Here is a 17,593-nt window from a genome sequence, read left to right as displayed (position 1 = left end):
TCCGTACAACTACTTAGTAACTGACGCCGGACACGCTGGAGATAAAAGAGCATTGTCCACGAAAGGCACGAAAAAAGAGGATCAAGGATGTGAGCCGTAGGAAGCTCAGCTATCGGAGTGCTGGTTAAACCTTCCAGGTTTTTAAAACCTGGAAGGTCTTTCGAAAAAGCCAGGAGCCATAGCCTGTTCGTAAGTGTTCATACTTATTGAATATGGCCTGTAACCTTGTATTCTGATGCTGTAATCAAGGCGGTGGTTCAGCGTTTTAAATTAGCGAACGGGTATCCGAAATACGCAAGCGCTACTCTCTTGTCGCCGGAGCTTTAAGCCCGATGATCCGGCCTGCTTTGCTGAATACATCATTGCCGTTTATTTAATTAAGCGTCGGCGTTTTGGGCCTGGCCGGGTAGGTTTCCATCGATATTTCAGGCTTCAAGCTAAAACTTCTTCGCGTCAATCCGTCATTGGGGTTCTTGGAATCCGCAGATCATCAGAAGGTGCAGACTATGTCCATAACTAAAACATTGTTCAGAGTAGGGCCGCCGACGGCAGTGGCAGGCTTGCTGTTGCTGGCGGGGTGCGCTTCGGAACCGCCGAGAGATCTGTTGGCTCAGGCTGAGCTGGCTATTCAGAACGCGGAACGGGCCGGAACCTCCCAGTACGAGCCAGGGTTGCTCAGTAATGCCCGCGCAAAGCTGAATCGCGCAAACAAGAAAGTCGATGAAGATGAAAACGATGAGGCGCGCAGAATGGCTGAAGAAGCCATTGCCGATGCGAATTTGGCTAATGCCAAAGCCGAGGCGGCGAAAGAGACTAACCAGGCCGATGAAATGAAGAAGGCGATCGAAGCTTTAAAACAGGAATCTTCGCGTGAAAGCGAAGAAAGATAACAGCCATTCTGGAGGCGTACCATGCGACCACAAATACTATCCTTGAAAGGATCGTCTGTTGTTTTATTGAGCGGATTGGTCATGGCCTGCACGCCGGCCGCCAACATGAGCCTTGAGCGAGCCCGTAACGACTATCAGCAAGCGGCAAGCGACCCGGCAGTGAAGAATAATGCTTACGCGGACTTGTCCGCGGCGGAAAAACTGCTGCAAAGAGCCGAGACATCCTGGAACGAAGATGAGGACTCCGAAGAGACCGACCATCTCGCTTATCTTGCCAGCCGGAAAGTCGATTTGGCGCGCGCCACCGCCAGTCGGGTTGAAGCGAAGAAAACTTTTGATGAATTAAGTTCCCAAAAAGACCAGGTTCGCCTGCAAGCTCGCGAAGCCGAAATTCGCAAACTGAAAGCTAAAAAAGTACCGCAAGGTATTTTGGTGACGTTGGGCGACGTGCTGTTCGACACCGGGCGCGCCAACCTGAAAGCCGGAAATCTCCAGAATATGTACCCCTTGGTGGAGTATTTAAGAAACCATCCCGACACCCGAGTAAAGATTGAAGGCCATACCGATGACCGTGGATCGGCGGACTATAACGCCAACCTTTCGCAAATGCGGGCCGAAGCCGTCATGAACCTGCTAATCGCTAACGGAATCGCGCCGGAACGGATTACCGCACAGGGCATGGGCGAGGATTATCCGGTCGCGACGAACGCAACAGCCTCAGGACGCCAACAAAACCGGCGCGTGGAAGTGACGATAACCGATATGCCGGGCACTCAGCCGCCCGCTGCTTCCGGCAGCGGCATGTAAGGAAACAGCCTGGCGATTTCCGACTTTAACGTAACCGTTTGAGGCAAACATCATGAATACCGAACAAGCCCATCAAGATGAATCCGATGCCGGGCCGAAAGAGCCAAGCGTTAAGAATGATGAATTACAGGATGAAGCGGATAGGGGCGAAGCCAAGGTTAAAATCGATTATTACGAGCAGATGTATTCAATATAAAGCTGAGTTTATCCGTTTAATCCGCGTTATCGGTGTTCCATTTTTCTGTGTACTGAACAGTTACTCTAAAAATTACTATTCACTTATTTAGCTCGATCCGTACGGAATTTCAAATATGCATACGATATATAAATATAAACCAGAGCCGGTAACACCGGATTTCATTTTAAAAGACTGCGCGTTGATCGCCATCGCCACGCATAGACGCGCCAATACTTTAAAAGAGTTCCGCGATCATATCAGCACCTTGAACCTGGACAGCCTGTACTACCATTTCTGGGCGAATTTATTATTGCCGCATTTCGACGAGCGCGAGTACATCAACGATTTTGCCAGCTGGGTGCGCCACAGCCTTTCCGACACCAAACTGGCCGAACAACTGGCCGTACTCGATCCGACCTCGTTCACCGATCTGGAAGAATTACGCTATCAGCTGCTGGAATATATCGATGACCGCATGGAGGAAAGCGAATATCTGCAATGGACCCGCGCTTCGAAACAATTTGAATTCATTCGTTCGCATATTGTCGTATTCAATACCCATACCCAAATAAGCGAACCGCATCAAATGGCGGACCTGATTTCCGGCATGTCGGCAAGCAGCGTTTTTTACCATTTTATCGATTCCCGCCGTCGAGCACAGGACAACACCGATGATTTTTCCCGGTGGCTGACTTTTTTCGGTGAAACTTATCAGCCTTTAATCGAGCGCTTGGCCGCTATCGATCCTTATTTCAGTACCTTGGTCGAGTTACGCCAGCAAGTAGCTACGGCATTTCAAAATCATTTTGCGGAGCGAACGCCATGACGTCAATGTTAGAAGCTTATGCGGCCGTAACCGGCTCGGATGTGATCCGGCATCTGCAACAACTGGCCGAATCTTTGCAAGGCAAGAAGGTGGTTCATGTAAATTCGACCCGCGTCGGCGGCGGCGTTGCGGAGATATTGGAAAAACTCATACCGCTTTCCCGCGAGTTGGGCATCGATACGCGCTGGGAAGTGATTACCGGCGACAGCGAGTTTTACCAATGTACAAAAAGCATGCATAACGCGATACAGGGCAACCGGATCGCGATTCCCGATAAGTTGCTGAGCCATTTTCTGGACGTGAACCAGCAAAATGCCGATCATTTGCGTTCCGTGCTGGAAGAAGCGGATTTTGTCTTTATCCATGATCCGCAGCCTGCCGCCTTATTAAAGTATTGCAGTAACCGGAAAGGCAAGTGGATCTGGCGTTGTCATATCGATGCGAGCCATCCTTATCGAGGCACTTGGCGGTTTCTGGAGCGTTTTGTGCGTGAGTACGACGCGAGTATTTTTTCACTATCGCAGTTTGTGCAACTGCTGCCGCACCCGGCTTATATTATTCCGCCCAGCATCGATCCGTTGAGCGATAAAAATGTCGATTTGACCCAGGACGAACTGGATGCGGTGCGGGCACGTTTTAACCTGGATCCGGATGCACCGATGATCGTGCAGATCTCGCGCTTCGACCGCTTTAAAGATCCGGTCGGGGTTATAAAAGCTTATAAATTGGCCAAGCACTATATTCCCAAGCTGCAATTGGTACTGGCCGGCGGCAGTGCAACGGACGATCCCGAAGGCGAGGTTGTCTTTAATGAAGTGAGCCAGGCGGCAGGCGACGATCCGGATATTAAAATCCTGCAACTGCCGCCCGATGCGCATCGCACGATTAACGCGCTGCAACGGCTGGCCGATATTGTGCTGCAAAAATCCACTAAAGAAGGCTTCGGCCTTACCGTAACCGAAGCGCTGTGGAAAGGTAAGCCGGTTATCGCCGGCGACACCGGCGGCATTCGCTTGCAAGTCATCAATTTTCATACCGGCTTTTTGGTCAATACACCCGAAGGCGCGGCATTGCGCATTCGTTATCTGTTTAATCAAAAACAAAAAGCGCAGGAAATGGGCCTTAAATCCGTGGAATTCGTCCGCGAAAATTTCCTGTTAACCCGGCAATTGCGTGAATACTTGACCTTAATGGTATCGCTACAACATGGCGCGGCCGATCGTATCGAATTAGGCTGAACGCGCCCTATGTCATGCCATGCGATGCCTTTCGGGACTCATTTGCGGGACGACGGCAAGGTTACTTTTAAATTATGGGCGCCGGGCGTCGGCAAGGTTGAGTTAAGCTTGCAAGGCAATGCGCCTGAACTCAGGCTGACGATGACGCCGGAAGCCGACGGCTGGTACGGCATTACCACCGAACTGGCCGGTATCGGCTTTTATTACCAGTACCTGATCGACGGCAAACATTATGTTTCCGATCCGGCTTCCCGCTACCAACCCGAGGATGTTCACGGCCCCAGCCAGGTTATCGATCCGGAAAACTGGCAATGGCAGGATCGTGAATGGAAAGGCCGGCCTTGGGAAGAGGCGGTATTTTACGAGCTGCATGTCGGTACTTTCAGTGAAGAAGGGACTTTCCGCGGCGTCAAAAAACGCCTGGATTACCTGGTCGATTTGGGCGTAACCGCGATACAACTGATGGCCGTTGCCGATTTTCCGGGGCAGCGCAATTGGGGCTATGACGGCGTTTTGCCGTTCGCGCCGGACAGCCGTTACGGGACGCCGGACGATCTTAAAGACCTGATCGACGCGGCCCATGCGAAAGGCCTGATGGTGTTTAACGATGTGGTTTACAGCCATTTCGGCCCGGAAGGCAACTACCTGCATTTGTATGCGCCGGCGTTTTTCACGAAGCGTTTCGATACCCCGTGGGGTGACGCGGTTGATTTCAGCCATCACTGGGTGCGCTGGTTTTTTATCCACAATGCGCTGTATTGGCTCGAAGAATATCATTTCGACGGTTTGCGCTTCGATGCGATACACGCGATTTTTGACGATTCGTCGCCGAACATCCTGGAAGAATTGTCCGAAGCCGTGCGCCTGGGGCCGGGATACGACCGCCCCGTCTACTTAGTGTTGGAAAACGACAATAATACCGCCCGTTATTTAAGGTACGATCCGACCTTGCCGTACCGTTATTTCGACGCGCAATGGAACGACGATCTGCATCATGTTTTGCATGTATTGCTGACCGGCGAAGACACCGGCTATTACCAGGATTACAAACAACAGCCTCTGCGCCACCTGGGCCGCTGTTTAACGGAGGGTTTTGCTTATCAGGGCGAGCTGTCCTCTTACCAGGACAGTAAACAGCGCGGCGAATCCTGCACCGATTTGCCGCTGACGGCTTTTATATCTTTTTTACAGAATCACGATCAAGTCGGTAACCGGGCATTGGGCGAGCGCATCTCAAGCCTTTGCAGCCAGGAAGCGGTGCGCGCGGCGACAGCGGTTTTATTGCTGACGCCGTCGCTGCCGTTGTTGTTCATGGGGCAGGAATGGGCTTGCAGCCAGCCGTTTACGTATTTTGTCGATCTTCCCGAGGATTTAGGCGAACAAGTGAATCTGGGGCGCTTGCAGGCGTTCAGCAAATTCTCCGAATTTAACAATGCCGAATCGCTGCTAAAAATACCGTTGCCGAATGCACTGCAAACGTACCGGGCGGCCAAGCTCGCATGGGACGAACTGGGCCGGAAACCGCACCGGCAATGGTTTAACTTCCATCGCGAATTGCTGCGTCTTCGTAAAAGCCAGATCATTCCACGCATAAAAGGCGTCAGCGCCGGGCACGCGTATTACCTGCTGTTTAACGACAGGGCATTAACGGTGCAATGGTTGTTGAACGATAATTCAACGCTGACGTTGGTTGCCAATTTGGGTAAAAATCCGGCAAGGCTCCACTGTGCTTGCGAGGGAAGAGAGTTGTTCGCCAGCGACAAGGATACGCGTAAAAACCTGCATCAAGGCCGGATGGACCCTTGGGCGGTCATTTTTTGTTTACAGGAGGCCGGGAAATGATCGTCGAAAAAGAGGCTTGTCCACGAAAGACACGAAAAGCACGAAAAACACGAAATAAAGCAATGTGCAGCGTAGCTTTTATCGTTCCCACGCTCCGCGCTCACCGTTATACACATCTCGAAGCAGCACGGAATCAGTCCCCTATGCCGCGCCGAGCACCGGAGCTTTCGCCAGGATTAGCCCGCAGGGGCGCGGCAGGAAGCCGCGCGTTGCCAGAGGGCCAAGGATGGCCCTTCTGGCAACCCCTGGCGAAAGCGAGGAGCGCAGGAGATAAGCGGCATGGGGCCGCCTTTCTTTTGGATACTTTTCTTTGGCGGAGCAAAGAAAAGTATCTCGCCTTCGGGGGCGAGACCCCGATTCAAATAAATCGTCGCGGTAGCGACTCCTTTTTTCAAGATTGCCCTCCTTGGCGCCTCGGCAATTGCTCCCTGCATTGCTCTACCTCCTGCGTCCTTGCAGTCGTGCATCCCGGTAATCCCTGTCGGGATGACGGTGTAGCACAAAGACTTGTGTATAACGGCGAAGCGCTCCGCGTGGGAATACAGTCTGAACCGCTCTGCGGTTCGGGACGCCGGAGCGTCCCTCACTGGGTTACCACGCGGAGCGTGGGAACCATCAGAAAATTCACAAGACCTTGTGATTTATGACTGATCCAAACCGGCAAAGAGATATAGACATTCCCGTTTCAACCTATAGACTGCAATTTAACAAGCATTTTACTTTCGCCGATGCGACCCATATTGTCGGCTATCTTCGCCGTCTCGGCATTAGCCATTGCTACGTTTCCCCTTACCTGAAAGCCCGTCCGGGCAGTACTCACGGTTACGACATCGTCGACCATAGCGAGCTGAACCCCGAAATCGGCAGCCGCGAGGATTTCGAGCGCTTCATCGCCGAATTGCAGCGCAACGGCATGGGCCTGATAACCGATATTGTCCCGAATCACATGGCCGTGATGGGCAGCGATAATATCTGGTGGCTGGATGTGCTGGAGAACGGCCAGGCGTCTTGTTACGCCTCGTTTTTCGATATTGACTGGTGTCCGGTCAAGAAAACGCTGCAAGATAAAATACTGCTCCCGGTGCTGGGCGACCATTACGGCAATATATTGGAGCAGCGGGAACTGAAACTGGCTTTCGACGCCGGGCAGGGCGAGTTCAGCGTTTATTACCATCAACACCGCTTTCCGGCCGATCCGCAGACTTATCTGTTGATCCTGGGTTCGCAAGACGAACAACTATTGAACTATTTCGCGGCCGACGATCCGGTATTGCTGGAATACCAGACCATCGACAACAGTTTCAGCAAACTGCCGTTATGCACGGACAAGTCCGAGGAAAAAATAGAAGAACGCAAGCGCGATAAGGAAGTTTTTAAAAAACAGCTTGCCAAGCTTTGCGCGGACAGTCCGGCACTGGTCGCGTATATCGACTCACGGGTAGAAAAAATCAACCGGGTAGCCGGCGAGGGCGGCGAATTGCACGCATTGCTGGAACAGCAGGTTTACCGCTTGGCGTACTGGCGCGTTGCCGGCGACGAAATCAATTACCGGCGCTTTTTCGACATCAACGAACTGGCCGGGTTGAGGATTGAAGATGAAAAAGTCTTCGCCGCGACTCACGAATTGATCCTGTCGCTGATCGCGGAAGGCAGGATTCAGGGCTTGCGTATCGATCATGCCGACGGTTTATACGACCCGGTCGCCTATTACCAGCATCTTAACGATAAAATCGCCGCCGTTTTAAATGACGGTGCCGGGCAGCCGCCGATCTATATCGTCGCCGAGAAAATCGTCGCCAACTATGAATATCTGTCGAACAACTGGCCGATTCACGGCACCACCGGTTACGAGTTCGCCAATATCGTCAACGGCGTTTTTATCGATAGCGGCGCGGAGAAACCGTTAACGCACTGCTATGCGCGCTTTATAGAGTATCGGCAGGACTTTGACGAACTGGTGTACCAGGCTAAAAGGCTGGTGATGACGACCTCGCTGGCCAGCGAACTTAACGTATTGGCCAATCACTTGGGCAAAATCGCCGACGCCAGCTCAAAAACCCGCGATTACACGCTGTACGCATTGCGCAACGCCTTGTCGGAAGTGATAGCCTGCTTTCCTGTCTACCGGACTTATATCAACAGCTATAGCGTCAGCAAAGAGGACAGCCAGTACATTAAATGGGCGGTCGACCAAGGCAAGCAACGCAGTTGGGCCGCCGATAAAACCGTGTTTGAATTTATCCGCCAGCTTTTGCTGCTGGAACACAACCCGGTAGTGGCGGATGGGGAGTTGTTGCGGTTTGTGATGAAGTTTCAACAATATACGCCGCAGGTGATGGCTAAAGGCTATGAAGATACCGCGCTGTACCGATACAACCGCTTGATCTCGTTGAACGAAGTCGGCGGCGATCCGCGCGGCTTCGGCAATTCGCTCAATACTTTTCATCATTTCAACCAGTCGCGGCTGAAGAAATGGCCGCATACGATGCTGTGCCTATCGACGCACGATACCAAACGCAGCGCCGACGTGCGGGCAAGAATCAATGTGTTGACTGAAATACCCCAGCAATGGCAAGAGGCGGTTTTACGCTGGCAACGCTTGAATCGGTTCAGGAAAACCAAGATGAATAAAATCGTCATTGCCCGCAATGACGAATACCTGTTTTACCAGGTGTTGATCGGCACCTGGCCGTTGACGCATTTAAGCGATGCGGGCTGGGGGGATTACCAGCAGCGCATCCGTGCTTACATGATCAAGGCGATTCGCGAGGCCAAGCAATACAGTTCATGGCTGAACCCGAATGAAGAGTATGAGCAAGCCGTGACTCAATTTGTCTGCCGATGCCTTGATCCGAACGTCAGCATATTATTTTTAAAAGATTTTACCGGATTCGAAAAACGAATTAGGAAGCACGGCTTGTACAACGCGCTTGCACAGGTTGTGTTGCTGTTAACCTCGCCGGGCGTGCCGGATATTTATCAGGGCAACGAATGTTGGCAATTCACATTGGTCGATCCCGATAATCGCCGCCCCGTCGATTTCAACAAGAACAACCGGATATTGACCGAGATGGAGACCGACCTGGCAAAACCGGATCTTGACCGGCCGCGGTTCATCGGCTCGCTATTGGAAAATATCGAGGATGGGCGTATTAAGCTGTTTGTGATCATGCAGACTTTGGGTTTTCGGCATCGATATGCCGGATTATTCAAGAACGGCGACTACCTGAAAATCAATGTCTACGGCGCGCGGGCTGACCGGTTGCTGGCGTTTGCGCGGCAAGACCGGGATAACTTTGTCGTTGTCGTCGTGCCCCGGTTAAACGATTTTAACAGCGGCGCCGAAGATGCCGGGACCGATAGCTGGCTGGAATTGCCGCACAAAGCGCCGAGGCGTTACCGGGAATTGTTCAGCCAATGCCGGGTTAGGGCCGAAGCGGCGGAAGACTGTCTTCGGCTCTTTGTTAGTGAGCCGTTGCAATTGTTTCCTTTCGCGATTTTATCGGGTGTTATTGAATAAATCGTTGAAGGCCGGCTGCCATGAGACTCATTGTCATAGTTATAAACCTCATAGGATACGCTGTGCGTACCATTGAATCCCGAAAGGTACGCACAGCGTATCCTACATTTGCACTGCTGCTGTATTTATCGGCTCCGGTTACCAGCGCCGACGTTTCGATTAACGGCCTGAGCGGCGAAGCCAAGAAAAATGTCCAACTGACACTGTCTCTGGCAAAAGAGCAATGCCAAACGCCGGAATGGAAAATACGCGGCTTGTTTAACAAAGCCGACGACGAAATCTATCGGGCTTTGCGGGCCTTGGGTTATTACAATCCCGCCGTCAAAAAATCATTGGTTTTCGATTCAAAATGTTGGCAGGCGGAGTTTACGATAGAGCGCGGGCCGCAAACCATCGTTAGCGGCGTCGATATTACGTTGAACGGCGATGCGCGCGACGATCCCGAATTCCAAAAATTGCGCAATTCGCTGCTGGCCGAGAAAGGCAAAGCCCTGCGCCACGATCAATACGAAAAAATGAAAAGCCGGCTTGAAGCGTTGGCGATGGAACGGGGTTATCTGGACGCGGCGTTTTCGGAAAAAGAATTGCTGGTCGATAAAGCCAATAACACCGCGCAGGTCAAGTTGGTGTTCAATACCGGCAAGCGCAAAGTGTTCGGCGCTGTGACCGTCGAACAGAATATCCTGAATTCTGAGCTGGTCGACAGGTTCATTTCGATAAAAAGAGGCGATTTTTACTCCAGCGAGCAACTGGCTAAAACACACGCCGCACTGTCGAAAAGCGGTTATTTCGGCAGGATAGACATAGTCCCCGATACCGGCAACAGCCGCGAAGGCCAAGTTCCGGTCGGCATCAAACTTTATCCCGGCAAACGCCATCATTACAGCTTCGGCATCGGTTACGACACCGATAAAGGCCCGCTATTCAATGCGGCTTATATCAACCGCCTGGTCAATCGGAGAGGGCATTTTATCGATGCGAATATCGACATTACGCCGGTATTGTCGACCGCGGATGCCGAATACAACGTGCCGTTGGACGATCCGGCCAACGATTTTTTCAGTGTCGGCGCCGGCTTTAAACGGGAAGATGTCAGCGTTTACCGTTCCAAGGCGGCAAAGCTTTCCGCGCGTTTAAAACACACTTTCGATAGCGGCTGGAAGCAAACGCTGTTTATCGACTCCCTGTATGAAGACTTTACTATCGGCAGTACGTCGAACCAGGTCTATTTATTGGTTCCGGGCGGCAGTTGGCTGCGCTCCGTTGCCGACAGCACGATGCGGCCCACGCGAGGCTACCGGCTGGAGCTTAACCTGGCCGGCAGTTATAAAAATCCCATTTCCGAAGTCAGTTTTGCGCAGGGCTCGATTTCCGCGGTATGGACGCATCCAATGCCGTGGCGCGGCCGCTTTATCGCCCGGGGCGAGCAGGGCGCAACGCTGGTCGACCAATTCGACAAGCTGCCGACGACTTACCGTTTTTTTGCCGGCGGTATGAACAGCGTGCGCGGTTACGCTTTCAGGCATTTGGGGCCGAAGGATAATTCCGGTAATGTAATCGGCGGCAAGCTGTTAAGCGTAGTCAGCGTCGAGTATGAACATTACCTGTTCGACGACTGGGGCGTTGCCGCGTTTATCGACAGCGGCAATGCTTATAATCCGGGCAACATCAGGCTCAAAACCGGCGTCGGCGTCGGCGTCAGGTGGTATTCGCCGATTGGTCCGATCAGGCTGGATGTTGCGATGCCGTTGAGCGAAGCGGATTCTTCGTTTCAAATCCATTTTGCTGCGGGGACGAGGTTGTGATGATTGTTTGTCCACGAAAAGCACGAAAGGCACGAAAAGATTATTCCGATTCTACGCAGCGCCCTATTGCTATTAAGCTAAGAGATATGCTGGCTCCCAAGCTCCAGCTTAAAGACCCAGTGGGCAAAGCTCCTGCTTTGCGAACCGGGAAGTTAGAGCTTCCTACACTGAATTCCCAAGCTGGAGCTTGGGAACTAGCACTCAGGAGAGGGAGCTTCTTCCTTAAGTTAATGGCAGCAGTGGCGCAGCGCGTGGGAACGAGGATAAACAGCGTAAATTATTGCCGGCCTTTCGTGCTTTTCGTGTCTTTCGTGGACGAACTGCCGTTTTTAGAACGATGAAACGCATCCTGCCGGTTATCGTATTTGTTCTGCTAACGATCCCCGCCGGCCTGCTCGGCTTGATGAACAGCGCAAGCGGTAGCCGCTGGCTGTTGCAGACGGTTTTTTCGTATTTGCCGGCGCAGGTTTCGGTTAACAGCATTGACGGCCGGTTACTTGAACGCATCGTGCTGTCCGACTTGCATTATCAAGACGATACCAAAACCGCCGCGATTAAAAACCTTGTCTTCGTTTGGCAGCCTTCCAAGCTGTTTTCAGGCCGTTTAAAAATTATCGATCTGACAGTCAATGAGGCTGAAATCCATCTGGCGAAGACAGAGCCTTCGGAACCAAGCACGTTCGACGTGAATGCCAAATTGCATCTGCCGGTACAAATTGTTGTTGAAAATCTGCTGTTGACCGGTCTGAGGTTTCAGCAAGGCGACCGGCAGCAACAACTGCAAAAATTGCATTTGGCGGCCTATACCGAACAAGACCGCGTTAACATCGCGTCATTGGACATTGACGCCAAACCGCTGACCGCAACGGCAACAGGATACGTCGGTTTGGGCAGCGGTTTTCCGGTTGATTTAACGGCTGAGTGGCAAGTCGCCACAGCGGACTACGGTTTATGGCAAGCAACAACGACGGTCAACGGCGACCTGAACCAGCTGGCTTTCGACAATCGCTTGTCATCCCCGTTCAAATCCTCGTTGAAAGGCAACCTGGATGATTTGCAAAATACGCCGCGCATCAATGTACGCGGCGATTGGCAAAATCTTAACTGGCCGCTGACCGGCCACAAGCCGCAACTCATCAGCGAGCAAGGAGCGCTTGACGCGGCCGGCTTACTCAGCGATTACCGGATTACGCTGAATGCTCGCTTAAGTCCTGCGGATTTGCCCAAAGCCCAATTAACGTTCAAAGGCCAAGGGTCTACCGAAGCGTTATCGATTAACGAGCTGGAACTGAAGTTTGCGGACGGGATATTCCAGGTCGGCGGAGATGTCTCCTGGAAAGACGCTACCGTTTTCGATTTGAGCGCGACAGGGCAAAACTTTAACCCCGCTATTCTGGCACCCGAGTTTCCCGGCAGCTTGGCTTTTGATACGCATATCAACGGCAAACTGGCCGGTAACGCATTACAGTTGAACGCCGACATTAACAAACTGTCAGGCCAATTGCGCGGCTATCCTGTTAGCGCGGGCGGCAAGCTGGCTTTTACCGACGAACAATTGAAAGCCGATACGTTACAGGTCGTTTCAGGAAAAAATAAAGTCGCCGTTAACGGCACGTTGGGACAAGAGCAAGCCGCGCTGATCATGGCAATCGATGCGCCTGCATTGGAATCGTTATGGCCGGGGTTAGGCGGTAGTTTGAAAGGCGATGGACGTTTACAGGGCGCATGGCTTAATCCTTCGGTGAAATTCCAAGCGAACGGTAAGCGCCTGCATTTTGGCGAATACAGCGCCGAGCAATTGGCCGTCAATGCCGATTATCAAGCCGACGCCAAAAAGATCTCCAAAATCCAACTGTCCGTTAATGCGATCAAATCCGCCAAGCTGCAAATTTCAAAGCTGCTGGTTGACGGTTTGGGAACGCTTGAGCAACATCGTTTTAAAGCCGACGTTAATTCATCTTTCGGCGATTTATCAGCAGAGCTTACCGGCAGTTTCAAGGCCGACGCCTGGCAGGGCGGTGTTTATAAACTGGATTTGAATAGCAAGGATGCGGGGCGCTGGCGGCTTGCCGATCATCTGAACGCCCGTATTGCCAACAGCCCGGCCGGCATCGATGCCGCTTTGGATAAAGGCTGCCTGGTTCAGCAAGGCGCAAGGCTTTGCGTACAAGGGCGGCGTCTTGCCGACGGCGATTTTCAGTTTCAAGCGAATGCGACTGCATTGCCGACCGGCTTGATACAAGCTTTCTTGCTCGGACCGATGCAGTTAAAAGGCATTATTAACGCCGATGCGGACATCCAAAAACAAAAGAATGCATTGAACGGCAATTTCCGCGCGGCCATGCCGCCGAACGCAAAGATTCTGTTGCAGACCCGGCAAGGCCCGATTGAGCTGGCGTTGGGATCATGGACGCTAGCGGGCAAATTGAAAGACGCGCTGATTTCGGCCGATTTCGATCTGGCGTTGACAGGACAAGATTATCTGCGCGGGCAATTGCAGGCCGATACCGGGGAAAGCCAAGCCCTGAGCGGTCAGATAAACGCGTCGGTGACTGACTTTTCCGCGCTGAATCCTTTTGTGCCGCAACTAGCGAATATCAAAGGCGATCTTAAAGCGGACTTAGCCCTGCAAGGCCGAACCGACCAGCCCGCCGTTAACGGATCGGTGCGGCTCAGCGGAGGCGCCGTTGACGTTGACGAGTTCGGCCTTGGCATCCGCGACATCAGCTTATTGGCTGCCCCGGACAGTGACGGACGCGTCCGGCTAAACGGTTCGGCCAGATCGGGGCAGGGTTTCGTTCAGCTTGACGGCTCTTCGAGTTTGACAGGGGACGCGGAGCTGACGCTGATCGGAACGGATTTTGAAGTCGCCAAATTGCCGGAAGCCCAGATAGCCGTGTCGCCGCAGCTAAAAGGAATATTTACCGGACAGCAGCGAAAACTGACCGGCAAGTTGAATATCCCGAAAGCGATCCTGCAACTCTCGCAAATTCCGGAAAACGCGGTCAAAGTCAGCGACGATGAAGTTATTCTCGGCGAACAAAAAACCGGGGAAGAGCCGGCCGTGGCAATCCCTATCGATGCCGACGTGGATATTCAGCTCGGCAAGCAAGTCAGTTTCTCGGGTAAAGGCCTGAAGACAGACCTGAGCGGCCAATTGAAGCTGACCAAAACCGGCGAAGCGACGGCCATGTACGGCGCCATCAATATGGACAAGGCCAGCTATAAGAGTTACGGCCAGGATTTGACAGTGCGTAAAGGACGGATTCTGTTTAACGGCCCGGTCGATAAGCCGTGGTTGGACGTGGAAGCGATCCGCGTTTCGAAAAACAGCGATGTGACCGCGATTGTGAACGTCAGCGGTCCGCTCGATGCGCCGAAAACCCGCTTGTCTTCGGAGCCCGCGTTGCCGGAAGAAGAGGTGCTGGCCTATTTAATCACCGGCGGGCCGTTAAACGAAGTTAGCCAATCGCAAGGCAACGCGGTTGCCGCCGCCGCGTTATCCTACGGTGCGAGCAAAGCCTCATGGATTGCCAATAAACTGGGCGTTGGCGAAGTTGAAGTCGAACAGGGAAAAACGCTGCAAGACACGATGGCCGCAGTAGGCCGATACCTGACGCCGAATTTATACGTCGGCACCAAAGTTGGTTTGTTTAATCAGCAAGTGGTATTGGTGTTGAAACGCAAGCTAGGCAAGAGTTTTAACGTAGAAACGCAGACCGGCACGTCGCAACGGGTAAAGATTAATTTTGAGAAAGATGCCGATTAGGCCCGGTAGGGTACGCTGTGCGTACCTCTTGGTTTTGAGGCATGATTGGAAGATGGTACGCACAGCGTATACCCTACATGGCTTTGTGCATTAACACGGCTTCAGGTACGACATTGCCTCAATGACATATCCGAGCAAGCGCTGGTCTATCCAAGTGCCCTGCCATAGCTCCGGCTCCTTGGCATTCGCCTCCCGTATCTTGGCGTAGGTTTCGGGATTGTCGCCCGCGTAGGAACGGAACAGCTCCAGCCATTGCTGTGCGAGCGGCTGCATGCGCGGATCATCCGGCGCGACGCCGTCTTCCATATGCTGGCGTATCGCGGCGATCAACTCGGGATACTCATGGGTGCGCTTGAGGTAGTTTTCGCGCAAGAAACGGAATTCATCAGGCGACAGGTATTTTTGGTAGATCGCATATTTCGTTTCGGCCCAGGCCTCCTGTATGAAACGCAGCACTTCGGGCGTAACGCCAGTCTGCGCCTGCACTGCGGGCTCATCGATATGCATCGCATTCAGCTTGGTGAGCACGCGCGCATCGCCGTTCGTGTCGCGCACCACCATCTCTATCCAGCGTCGCGCCAGATTCTGCGCGCCGGGGCTGTGCGGCGGAATCTTCATTGCCATCGCCTCCCGCACCGACTGCACCATTGCCGCCCATTCGTCGGCGGTCGAATTTTCCGCTTCCTTAAAAAACGGCAGCTGCCGCTGTTCTTCTTTCGTAAAATATTTATCGTACATGGTCATCATTTCCAGAGTCGTCAGCCAATCGGCAAGCTCCGGCTCATCTCCCTGCCGCAACTGGCTTTGCAACTGAGACAGACGGTCGCGTAGCGTGGTAGTTTGCTCGATTTGTCGATCCAGCATTTGAATCTGACTATCCACAATGGACGCAAGATGAGAGCCGGGGTTTGCCAACACAGCCCCGATGTCGGCCAGCGACAAGCCGAAACGCCGCAATGCCTGAATCTGGTGCAGACGGGCAATGTCGTTGCGGTTGTATAGCCGGTAGCCGCTGTCGGAGCGCGCAGAAGGCGCGAGCAGCCCGATGGCGTCGTAGTGGTGCAGCGTGCGCACGGTCAGACCGCAACGTTTTGCCAACTCTCCTACTTTAAGTAACATCGGATACTCCTTTCTTCATACGTGCAGCCATTCTAGGGCCTGACGTTACGTAAGGGTCAAGCATCATGTTCCGCAAACACATCCTTGGCTGCAAATAAACCGTTAAGTGCTGCCGGAAAGCCCGTGTAGACGACCGCCTGTACCATCGTCTCGACGATTCCGGCCACGTTCAACGCGTTAAGACGCAACCCGTAGGCGCAATACGCTACGTTATTGCGTCTTATCGTGTTTAATTGAGGGTAACGCTTTTGGCTTGACATCATGTCAAGAGAAACCATAATGAAACCTTATCGGTTCCTAACGAGGTTATAACATGGCTACTTTGACACTTAAAAACATACCGGACAATCTTTATAACCAACTAAAGGAGGCGGCCAAACTACACCACAGAAGCATTAACAGCGAAATTCTTTATTGTGTGGAACGCACTATCAACCCCCACAAAATCAATGTTAACGAACATTTGGCAATGGCGAAGCAACTGAGGGCTAAAACAGCAGATTACTTATTAACGGACGAAGAAATCGATAAGGCCAAGTCAGAAGGCCGACCATGATCGTTGTCGATACTAACACAATTGCCTATCTCTACCTCAACAGCGAAAAATCCGCCCAGGCGGAACAATTGCTGATGATTGAGCCGAAATGGATTGCGCCACATCTTTGGAAAAGTGAGTTTCGTAACGTATTAACGCTCTATTTGCGAAAAAACATTTTAACGTTTGATGAAATTTTGGTGATAACCCAACAAGCTGAAAGCTTGATGCTTGAAAATGAGTACGAGATTTCATCCGCTCACATTTTACAATTGGTAAACACCAGTAATTGCTCTGCATACGACTGTGAATTTGTTGCTTTGGCAAAGCTCTTAAATATTCCGCTAATCACAGAGGATAAAAAAATTATTAACGAGTTTCCTAACATTGCCCGAACGATTGATAGCTTTATTGCTCAGCCCTCCTTCAAAGACGAAACGTCCGGTATATAGATGATGGCGTAACCAAACTTCATAGCGGCTCCGATTGTGAGGCATAACGCTTGAATGAATTGTTAGGCCGCACTCGGGGGAGACATTTCAAATTGTGGGATATTTGTGTCCACGCATGTCCAAGGTTGCGCACGGGAAACAAAAATATCAAGCATCGGCTTGAACATGGTTGGATCATCTAAGGTGGGAAACCTAATGGACATGAAATCTGGAATGGCCTCCCCGCGCGTGAATAGCGGTGTTCCGCATGTGTCACAAAATGAGCGAACGGTCTTGCCTCCACTTATTGCTGTAACTGTGTAGGTGCTTGGTGCGCCTTTTACTTGGGTAGATGCCAACGCAACGATGATGCCGGATGCGAATGGAGCGCCGCTGGAAATTTGGCAGTCCTGACAATGGCAGTTGAGCATTGCAATGGGAGCGGCAGTGCATATGTAGCGAATTTTTCCGCACGCGCATCCACCAGAAAATGGGGTTGTCATGAAGTAAGTCTCCTTAGGCCTAACGTAAAGCTAAGGGGCGCGCCGTTGACGGATGTTCAGCGGCGCCACCGAACTCAAATTTACCACAAACTTTCAAAACCGCATTAGGACGGCGCGTCCCTTTGACCGA

At 52.2% G+C, this 17,593-nt stretch carries 14 protein-coding genes; 11 read left to right on the top strand and 3 right to left on the bottom strand.

Translation table 11 applies throughout. The features are described 5' to 3' along the window. The first annotated feature begins 506 nt into the window (after positions 1–506). The 9 genes from EKO24_RS00735 to EKO24_RS00700 all read left to right on the top strand — a co-directional run bounded on the left by EKO24_RS00735 (position 507) and on the right by EKO24_RS00700 (position 14,875). Positions 507–890: a DUF4398 domain-containing protein gene (locus EKO24_RS00735; protein ID WP_127030234.1), complete on the top strand. Its 384-nt coding sequence runs from the start codon at positions 507–509 to the stop codon at positions 888–890. Positions 891–911: 21 nt separating this feature from the next. Then, on the top strand, positions 912–1,697 hold the full coding sequence (locus EKO24_RS00730; protein ID WP_127030233.1) for an OmpA family protein: 786 nt from the start codon (positions 912–914) through the stop codon (positions 1,695–1,697). Positions 1,698–1,749: 52 nt separating this feature from the next. Further along, positions 1,750–1,893 (top strand): hypothetical protein, encoded by a 144-nt coding sequence (locus EKO24_RS22255; protein ID WP_154671565.1) that lies wholly within the window; start codon positions 1,750–1,752, stop codon positions 1,891–1,893. Positions 1,894–2,008: 115 nt separating this feature from the next. Further along, the gene (locus EKO24_RS00725) at positions 2,009–2,701 is read left to right on the top strand and encodes a DUF5752 family protein (RefSeq protein WP_127030232.1); all 693 of its coding nucleotides are present in this window, start codon (positions 2,009–2,011) and stop codon (positions 2,699–2,701) included. Further along, positions 2,698–3,939 carry a glycosyltransferase gene (locus tag EKO24_RS00720; protein ID WP_127030231.1) on the top strand — a complete coding sequence of 414 codons (1,242 nt, stop codon included), beginning with the start codon at positions 2,698–2,700 and terminating at the stop codon, positions 3,937–3,939. The genes EKO24_RS00725 and EKO24_RS00720 overlap by 4 nt, the downstream gene beginning before the upstream one ends. A 9-nt stretch (positions 3,940–3,948) precedes the next feature. Further along, positions 3,949–5,781 (top strand): malto-oligosyltrehalose trehalohydrolase, encoded by a 1,833-nt coding sequence (gene treZ, locus EKO24_RS00715; protein ID WP_241674344.1) that lies wholly within the window; start codon positions 3,949–3,951, stop codon positions 5,779–5,781. A gap of 643 nt (positions 5,782–6,424) precedes the next feature. Then, positions 6,425–9,301 carry a malto-oligosyltrehalose synthase gene (gene treY / locus EKO24_RS00710; protein WP_143733135.1) on the top strand — a complete coding sequence of 959 codons (2,877 nt, stop codon included), beginning with the start codon at positions 6,425–6,427 and terminating at the stop codon, positions 9,299–9,301. Positions 9,302–9,363: 62 nt separating this feature from the next. Further along, positions 9,364–11,106 carry an autotransporter assembly complex protein TamA gene (locus EKO24_RS00705; protein ID WP_241674343.1) on the top strand — a complete coding sequence of 581 codons (1,743 nt, stop codon included), beginning with the start codon at positions 9,364–9,366 and terminating at the stop codon, positions 11,104–11,106. Between the two features lie 337 nt (positions 11,107–11,443). After that, positions 11,444–14,875, top strand: a complete 3,432-nt coding sequence (locus EKO24_RS00700) for a translocation/assembly module TamB domain-containing protein (RefSeq protein ID WP_127030227.1) — start codon at positions 11,444–11,446, stop codon at positions 14,873–14,875. Between the two features lie 90 nt (positions 14,876–14,965). On the opposite strand, the gene EKO24_RS00695 is transcribed toward EKO24_RS00700, so the two are convergent. Next, positions 14,966–15,994, bottom strand: coding sequence for a MerR family transcriptional regulator (locus tag EKO24_RS00695; RefSeq protein WP_127030226.1), 1,029 nt, complete (start codon positions 15,992–15,994; stop codon positions 14,966–14,968). 56 nt (positions 15,995–16,050) lie between these two features. After that, positions 16,051–16,257 (bottom strand): carboxymuconolactone decarboxylase family protein, encoded by a 207-nt coding sequence (locus tag EKO24_RS23525; protein ID WP_206667183.1) that lies wholly within the window; start codon positions 16,255–16,257, stop codon positions 16,051–16,053. 50 nt (positions 16,258–16,307) lie between these two features. Between EKO24_RS23525 and EKO24_RS00685 the strand changes: the two genes are divergently transcribed. Both EKO24_RS00685 and EKO24_RS00680 read left to right on the top strand, forming a co-directional pair. Continuing rightward, positions 16,308–16,550, top strand: a complete 243-nt coding sequence (locus tag EKO24_RS00685; RefSeq protein WP_127030225.1) for a FitA-like ribbon-helix-helix domain-containing protein — start codon at positions 16,308–16,310, stop codon at positions 16,548–16,550. Next, a complete protein-coding gene (locus tag EKO24_RS00680; protein WP_127030224.1) occupies positions 16,547–16,981 on the top strand; it encodes a type II toxin-antitoxin system VapC family toxin in 435 nt (144 codons plus the stop codon). Before EKO24_RS00685 ends, EKO24_RS00680 begins: the two co-directional genes overlap by 4 nt. A 62-nt stretch (positions 16,982–17,043) precedes the next feature. Here EKO24_RS00680 and EKO24_RS00675 read toward each other — a convergent pair whose 3' ends face one another. Further along, entirely contained in the window at positions 17,044–17,463 is a 420-nt protein-coding gene (locus EKO24_RS00675; protein ID WP_127030223.1) for a GFA family protein, read from the bottom strand. Between the last annotated feature and the right edge of the window lie 130 nt (positions 17,464–17,593).

It is taken from the genome of Candidatus Methylobacter oryzae, assembly GCF_003994235.2.
Classification (GTDB): Bacteria; Pseudomonadota; Gammaproteobacteria; order Methylococcales; family Methylomonadaceae; genus Methylobacter_A; species Methylobacter_A oryzae.
This window is presented reverse-complemented; position numbering and strand designations above follow the sequence as displayed.

What these genes read in the sequence shown, in the direction of transcription:
- EKO24_RS00735 (WP_127030234.1), top strand. Translation starts at nt 507, where the DNA reads ATGTCCATAACTAAAACATTGTTCAGAGTAGGGCCGCCGACGGCAGTG.
- EKO24_RS00730 (WP_127030233.1), top strand. Translation starts at nt 912, where the DNA reads ATGCGACCACAAATACTATCCTTGAAAGGATCGTCTGTTGTTTTATTG.
- EKO24_RS22255 (WP_154671565.1), top strand. Translation starts at nt 1,750, where the DNA reads ATGAATACCGAACAAGCCCATCAAGATGAATCCGATGCCGGGCCGAAA.
- EKO24_RS00725 (WP_127030232.1), top strand. Translation starts at nt 2,009, where the DNA reads ATGCATACGATATATAAATATAAACCAGAGCCGGTAACACCGGATTTC.
- EKO24_RS00720 (WP_127030231.1), top strand. Translation starts at nt 2,698, where the DNA reads ATGACGTCAATGTTAGAAGCTTATGCGGCCGTAACCGGCTCGGATGTG.
- treZ (WP_241674344.1), top strand. Translation starts at nt 3,949, where the DNA reads ATGTCATGCCATGCGATGCCTTTCGGGACTCATTTGCGGGACGACGGC.
- treY (WP_143733135.1), top strand. Translation starts at nt 6,425, where the DNA reads ATGACTGATCCAAACCGGCAAAGAGATATAGACATTCCCGTTTCAACC.
- EKO24_RS00700 (WP_127030227.1), top strand. Translation starts at nt 11,444, where the DNA reads ATGAAACGCATCCTGCCGGTTATCGTATTTGTTCTGCTAACGATCCCC.
- EKO24_RS00695 (WP_127030226.1), bottom strand. Translation starts at nt 15,994, where the DNA reads ATGTTACTTAAAGTAGGAGAGTTGGCAAAACGTTGCGGTCTGACCGTG.
- EKO24_RS23525 (WP_206667183.1), bottom strand. Translation starts at nt 16,257, where the DNA reads ATGATGTCAAGCCAAAAGCGTTACCCTCAATTAAACACGATAAGACGC.
- EKO24_RS00685 (WP_127030225.1), top strand. Translation starts at nt 16,308, where the DNA reads ATGGCTACTTTGACACTTAAAAACATACCGGACAATCTTTATAACCAA.
- EKO24_RS00680 (WP_127030224.1), top strand. Translation starts at nt 16,547, where the DNA reads ATGATCGTTGTCGATACTAACACAATTGCCTATCTCTACCTCAACAGC.
- EKO24_RS00675 (WP_127030223.1), bottom strand. Translation starts at nt 17,463, where the DNA reads ATGACAACCCCATTTTCTGGTGGATGCGCGTGCGGAAAAATTCGCTAC.